This window comes from Limnospira sp. PMC 1279.21, from assembly GCF_032349615.1.
GTDB lineage: Bacteria > Cyanobacteriota > Cyanobacteriia > Cyanobacteriales > Microcoleaceae > Limnospira > Limnospira fusiformis.
This window is the reverse complement of the sequence record NZ_JARPLU010000644.1, coordinates 1-203: the sequence shown is the minus strand read 5'-3', so window position 1 is coordinate 203 and position 203 is coordinate 1. Positions and strand designations below refer to the sequence as shown.

Annotated in this window: 1 pseudogene; it reads left to right on the top strand. The window is 49.3% G+C overall.

The window, feature by feature from the left end:
* Positions 1 to 103: 103 nt before the first annotated feature.
* Positions 104 to 203 (top strand): annotated as a pseudogene (locus P5683_RS26345) (Uma2 family endonuclease); the annotation flags it as partial.

The window sequence follows — 203 nt, the reverse complement described above, 5'->3', positions numbered from 1 at the left end:
CTAACCGCCTGGCGGAAAGACTGCGGGAATTAGGCATTGACCCTGATGCTATGTAATCCCCTTTGACAACGAATACACCCATAAAGCACCCCAAGGAGGCAACATGGTAACCGAGATTAAAACCACTGCCCAAACCCCAATTATCTACCCTGAAAGCGACGGTCAACCTATGGCAGAAAACACCGAACAATTCCGCTGGATTG